Origin of the sequence: Pseudoblastomonas marina (assembly GCF_014641655.1) — a bacterium.
Taxonomy (GTDB): Bacteria; Pseudomonadota; Alphaproteobacteria; order Sphingomonadales; family Sphingomonadaceae; genus Alteriqipengyuania_A; species Alteriqipengyuania_A marina.
In genome coordinates, this window is the sequence record NZ_BMID01000001.1 from 2,576,402 (window position 1) to 2,576,820 (window position 419).

General features: G+C 67.3%; 1 protein-coding gene. It reads right to left on the reverse strand.

The features are described 5' to 3' along the window. Positions 1-395, reverse strand: a 395-nt coding sequence (locus IEW49_RS13155; RefSeq protein ID WP_444542138.1) for a flagellin N-terminal helical domain-containing protein, incomplete at its 3' end; no start/stop codon positions are given. Positions 396-419 lie beyond the last annotated feature (24 nt).

The following is a 419-nucleotide window of genomic DNA, read 5'->3' on the forward strand; positions in this document are numbered from 1 at the left end:
GTCAGCGCCGTGTCGAGCGCCGTGAGCGCGGCAGCGGCACCGGCTTCGGTGCTGATGTCGAGCGCGGCCACGCCGAGCGCGGTGGCATCGACGTCGGTCAGCGCAACGGTGACCTGTTCACCGGCCTTCGAACCGGTCTGGATCGCGATCGAGGCATTGGTGCCGTCGAGCAGCTTGACGCCGTTGAACTCGGTGCGGCCCGACACGTCGCCGATCTGGCCGATCAGCGCGGTGACTTCCGCCTGCAGGTTCGTGCGGTCGCCGGCCGAGAGCGTGCCGTTGGCCGACTGCACCGACAGTTCGCGCATGCGCTGCAGCATGTTGGTGATTTCGTTCATCCCGCCTTCGGCGGTCTGGGCGAGGCTGATGCCGTCATTGGCATTGCGCATCGCCATGTTCAGGCCCTTGACCTCGGAGGT